The 3,841-nt window shown below is 74.0% G+C and carries 6 protein-coding genes and 1 pseudogene; 4 read left to right on the top strand and 3 right to left on the bottom strand.

The genetic code is table 11. The features are described 5' to 3' along the window. Positions 1–494 (bottom strand): annotated as a pseudogene (locus DQW06_RS15520) (amino acid-binding protein); the annotation flags it as partial. 367 nt (positions 495–861) lie between these two features. Between DQW06_RS15520 and DQW06_RS15515 the strand changes: the two are divergent. Continuing rightward, a complete protein-coding gene (locus DQW06_RS15515) occupies positions 862–1,278 on the top strand; it encodes a hypothetical protein (RefSeq protein ID WP_117198781.1) in 417 nt (138 codons plus the stop codon). An 18-nt stretch (positions 1,279–1,296) separates the two neighbouring features. Here DQW06_RS15515 and DQW06_RS15510 read toward each other — a convergent pair whose 3' ends face one another. Continuing rightward, a complete protein-coding gene (locus DQW06_RS15510) occupies positions 1,297–1,854 on the bottom strand; it encodes a hypothetical protein (RefSeq protein WP_013155762.1) in 558 nt (185 codons plus the stop codon). Beyond that, the gene (locus tag DQW06_RS15505; protein ID WP_013155763.1) at positions 1,845–2,393 is read right to left on the bottom strand and encodes an RNA polymerase sigma factor; all 549 of its coding nucleotides are present in this window, start codon (positions 2,391–2,393) and stop codon (positions 1,845–1,847) included. The genes DQW06_RS15510 and DQW06_RS15505 overlap by 10 nt, the downstream gene beginning before the upstream one ends. 209 nt (positions 2,394–2,602) lie before the next feature. On the opposite strand from DQW06_RS15505, the gene DQW06_RS15500 reads away from it, so the two are divergent. The 3 genes from DQW06_RS15500 to DQW06_RS15490 all read left to right on the top strand — a co-directional run bounded on the left by DQW06_RS15500 (position 2,603) and on the right by DQW06_RS15490 (position 3,711). Continuing rightward, the gene (locus DQW06_RS15500) at positions 2,603–2,794 is read left to right on the top strand and encodes a hypothetical protein (RefSeq protein WP_013155764.1); all 192 of its coding nucleotides are present in this window, start codon (positions 2,603–2,605) and stop codon (positions 2,792–2,794) included. A 173-nt stretch (positions 2,795–2,967) separates the two neighbouring features. Next, the gene (locus DQW06_RS15495; RefSeq protein ID WP_013155765.1) at positions 2,968–3,471 is read left to right on the top strand and encodes an Asp23/Gls24 family envelope stress response protein; all 504 of its coding nucleotides are present in this window, start codon (positions 2,968–2,970) and stop codon (positions 3,469–3,471) included. A 54-nt stretch (positions 3,472–3,525) separates the two neighbouring features. Next, positions 3,526–3,711: a hypothetical protein gene (locus DQW06_RS15490; protein WP_013155766.1), complete on the top strand. Its 186-nt coding sequence runs from the start codon at positions 3,526–3,528 to the stop codon at positions 3,709–3,711. Positions 3,712–3,841: the final 130 nt, after the last annotated feature.

Genomic DNA, 3,841 nt, shown 5'->3' with positions numbered 1-3,841 from the left:
GGGGAACCGGCCGACGCCGGGGCTCCCTCCCCGGTCGAGGGGGCGCTTCGGAAGGATCCGCCGCCGGCCGACCCGGCGTTCCCGGGCGACTCAGCGTTCCCGGGCAGCCCGGCGCTCCCGGGCAGCGCCGTGTCCTCGGATGTCCCGGTGCCACGGGACGCACCGTCGCCGCCGGTCAGCCCGCCGTTCGCGTACGGGCCGGTACCCGTGGGCGGCCCGGCGCTCCCGGACGCGTTCACCGCTCCGGAGCCCCTGGGCGGCCGGGGAGCGGACGCGGCCTTGTGGCGGCGCCACCGGTGGACCGCGGAGACCGCGAGCAGCAGCAGTCCCACGGTGATCAGGACGCGGACGCCCGCGTCGCTGTGCCCGAGGGAGAGCACCACCAGGTGCGCCGCACCGGCGGCGAGGAGCAGGGTGCCCAGGTCGAGTGCCTCGCGGCCGAAGAAGCCGTGGCGGTGGTCGTCGGTTCCGTGCTGTCCTTCGGAAACGTCCATGGGACCGAAGATCCCAGGGCGACGTTGCGCCCGTTCGCCCCCACGTGAAGGACCGGTAACGACGGAGGGTGACTCTGGCCACTCCGACGGTACGCGCACGTCCCCGAAGCGGTCGCGCCCGGAGGCGGACGGCTCCCGGCGGGGACCGGGAAACGGCTGCCGCACCGGCCTTCCCGCGGCCGCGACGCTCTCAGAAAGCCCGCCCGAGCAGCAGGGACGTCGGCCGTCCCGGCTTGGCGCACACGGAATGTGCCGTGCCGCACAGCGCTTCTACCGTGAGGTGGAACGGCACCGGTGTGTCCTCCCCATGACGACATCCTCCCGTTGGACGCCTTCCGTCCACAGACGCATGGAGCACACGGAACACATGAAGCGCGACGTGACCAGGACCGAACCGCAGAACAGGGCCCGCGGTCCGCACCCGCGAACGACGAGCGGCTCCGAGGCGCCGGTGCGCACACTGCGCGCCCGGCCCCCGCTGCCCCTCCTGGTCACCGGGGCCGTCGCCTCCCTGGTGGCCCTCCTGGCGACCGCCGAGATCACCGCCACCCTGGTGGGCAGTCCGCTGCACCACCACGCGTGGATCTGGTTCGACGCCCACGGCCACGACCAGCTCTGGGCGACCCCCGAGACGATGCTCGCGTCCGCGCTGCTCATGTCCATGGGACTGACCGTCGTCGTGCTCGCGCTCGTTCCCGCGCGCGGCGACTGGTTGGCGCTGTGCGACGACGGGGTCCGGCCCGCCGACGGCGTGCCCGGCCTGCGCCGCGAGGCGGAGGAGTAGGCGCCGACGGCTCCGCCCTCACCGTCCCGGGGCAGGATCGTCCAGGTCGACGACATCGATGTCCAGGCGGGCGACGGGCAGGCCGAGCCGCTGTTCGGCCAGGGAGCGCATGGCGCGTCGGGCGGCGTCGGCGGCGTCCGGGATGGGGAAGCCGACGGCGACCCGCGCCGTGGCCCGGACGGAGAGGCCCTCGCGGGTCTGCTCGACGCGGCAGCGGCCGACCACGACCCCTGGAACGGACTCGACGGAGGTCCGGAGCATGGCCGCCACGGCCGACTCCCTGACCTCGGTGCCGCCGGGGCCGGAGCCGCTCAGGACGATCGTCCCCTCCGAGCGGCGCTCGGCGCGCACCACGCGCATGACGTCCGTGAGCAGCCCGGGAGGTGCGGTGACCTCCTCCTCGTCGTCCCGGCGCACCGCTTCGACGAGTGGACGCAGCTCACCCGCCTCCGCCCGGCAGTGCTCGCAGGAGGACTCGTGCTCGGTGAGCCGACCGGCCAGCAGGTCCCTCAGGAGTGCGTCCACCGAGGTCCCGCAGGGCAGTCGGTCGTGGTCGTCGGACGGGTCTACCGCCATGGCTCAAGCGCCTCCACGAGATGGGTACGCGCGCGGTGAATACGTCCACGCACAGCGGTCGGGGTCGTGTCGACGATCTCCGCTATCTCTTCATAGCCCAATCCTTCCATTTCGCGCAGAACCCAGCAGATCCGCTGCGGGGGCGGCAACCCCGACAGCGCTTCGAGCAGCGCCTCGCGCAGGTCGCCCGCGAGCGTCTCCCCCGCCGGTCCGGGTTCCCTCGCCTCCAACCGCTCGTCGTCCTCCACCGGTTCCACCGGCCTGCGGGCCCGCAGCATGTTCAGGGCGCGCCGTCCCACGATGCGGTTGAGCCAGGCGGGGAAGCTCTGCGGGTCGGCGAGTTCGGGAAGCCTGCGCCACGCGGTGATCAGGGCCTCCTGGGCCGCGTCGCGCGCGTCGGCGGGATCGCGCAGCACACGCAGGGCGATCCGGTAGACGGTGTCCTGGTGCCGACGGACGAGGTCCTCGAACGCCCTGTCGTCCCCGTCCTGGGCGCGCTCCACGAGCACGCTCTCCGGAAGTGCGGTTTCCCTGTGCATCGTCGCCGCGGCCACCCCTCCCCGTACACGAGCACAGAGAAACTACCCCAGGTTCGTGCCGAACACGGCAGCCCCGCACCCGTGCCTCCCCCACACTAGTAGTGACACAGGTCACACGATGATGGCCGTGAGCCGACGGCCCTTCCCCGTGTCCTCCCCTGTGACGGCGCCACGACGGGTGGCGCCGAGCGAGCGAGGAGAGCACCGCCATGGGAGAGATCAGGTTCGGCCTCAGGAGGACGGCCGCCAGGCGCGCCGCCGAGAGGGCCGCCCTGGCCGGGACCCCGCCCCTGGCCCGCGCACCCGGCGCCGCGCCGGAGCACGCCCGGACCGGCGGCCGGGACGTGGTGGTGGACGCGGCGGCCCGTTTCACGGCCTCCTCGCGCGACCACGGGCGATAGAGGCCACGACACCGCCGCAGGAGGAGTCGGCGGCGCCGCTCGGGGAAGACCGACAGTCCAGCTCAGAGCGGCCCCGACGGCCCCGTCCGAAGGACCGGCGGACGGACCCGCCCACGGCGGGACGCCCGTTTCCGCCCCTGACCGAACACCCGACAACGCAAGGAGAACCGACCATGGCCGCGAAGAGCGCCCAGAGCAGTGAACTCGCCCCCGCCGAGCTGCGCGAGGCGGGCAGCACGAGCAGCGTCCCCGTGCGCGCCCAGCACTCCCACGAGCTGAACACCGACACCGGGCGCACCTCGATCGCCGACCACGTGGTCGCCAAGATCGCCGGTATGGCCGCCCGGGAGGTCCGGGGCGTCCACCACATGGGCGGCGGGGCCGGGCGCGCCTTCGACGCCGTCCGCGAGCGCATCCCCGGTTCCACCTCCACCAGCACCGCGGCGCGCGGCGTGGCCGTGGAGGTCGGCGAGCGCCAGGCCGCGGTGGACATCAACCTCGTCGTCGAGTACGGCGTCTCGATCCCCGACCTGGCGGCCGTCGTGCGGCGCAACGTCATCTCCGGTGTGGAGCGGATGACCGGCCTGGAGGTCACGGAGGTCAACGTGACCGTGGACGACATCCACCTGCCGGACGAGGAGGAGAGCCGTTCCGCCGCCGAGCCGAGGGTCAGGTGACGGCGGAGCGGACAGCGGCACACCGGCAGACACGACGTGAGGGAGTGAGGACCCATGTGGTCGATCGTCGGACTCGCCTTCGGGGCGGTCCTCGGCCTCGCCGCCGCCTTCGGGGGCTTCGGGGCCTTCCTCCTGGTCCTGCTCCTGGGAGCCGCGGGCTTCCTGGCGGGGAGGGCCTACGAGGGCGAGGTCGACTTCGCCGAGCTGTTCACGCGCCGTGAGCGCGGTGGTCGCCTGTGAGCGCCGCCGAGGCCTCCCCGGGGAGCCGCGGACCGGCCCCCGGGGAGGACGCCGCGGGGAGCGGGGCGTCGGTGGAGGCCGCCGGAGCACCCGGCGCGCGTGCGCGGTCCGGCGCCGAGCCGGACCGGCA

It is taken from the genome of Nocardiopsis sp. TNDT3 (assembly GCF_003427465.1).
In the GTDB taxonomy this organism is placed as follows: Bacteria; Actinomycetota; Actinomycetes; order Streptosporangiales; family Streptosporangiaceae; genus Nocardiopsis; species Nocardiopsis dassonvillei.
The sequence above is the reverse complement of the archived record's forward strand: the minus strand, read 5'-3'. Positions and strand labels throughout refer to the sequence as shown.

Coding starts and splice junctions, on each gene's coding strand:
- DQW06_RS15515 (WP_117198781.1), top strand. CDS start 862: ATGAAGCGCGACGTGACCAGGACCGAACCGCAGAACAGGGCCCGCGGT.
- DQW06_RS15510 (WP_013155762.1), bottom strand. CDS start 1,854: ATGGCGGTAGACCCGTCCGACGACCACGACCGACTGCCCTGCGGGACC.
- DQW06_RS15505 (WP_013155763.1), bottom strand. CDS start 2,393: ATGCACAGGGAAACCGCACTTCCGGAGAGCGTGCTCGTGGAGCGCGCC.
- DQW06_RS15490 (WP_013155766.1), top strand. CDS start 3,526: ATGTGGTCGATCGTCGGACTCGCCTTCGGGGCGGTCCTCGGCCTCGCC.
- DQW06_RS15495 (WP_013155765.1), top strand. CDS start 2,968: ATGGCCGCGAAGAGCGCCCAGAGCAGTGAACTCGCCCCCGCCGAGCTG.
- DQW06_RS15500 (WP_013155764.1), top strand. CDS start 2,603: ATGGGAGAGATCAGGTTCGGCCTCAGGAGGACGGCCGCCAGGCGCGCC.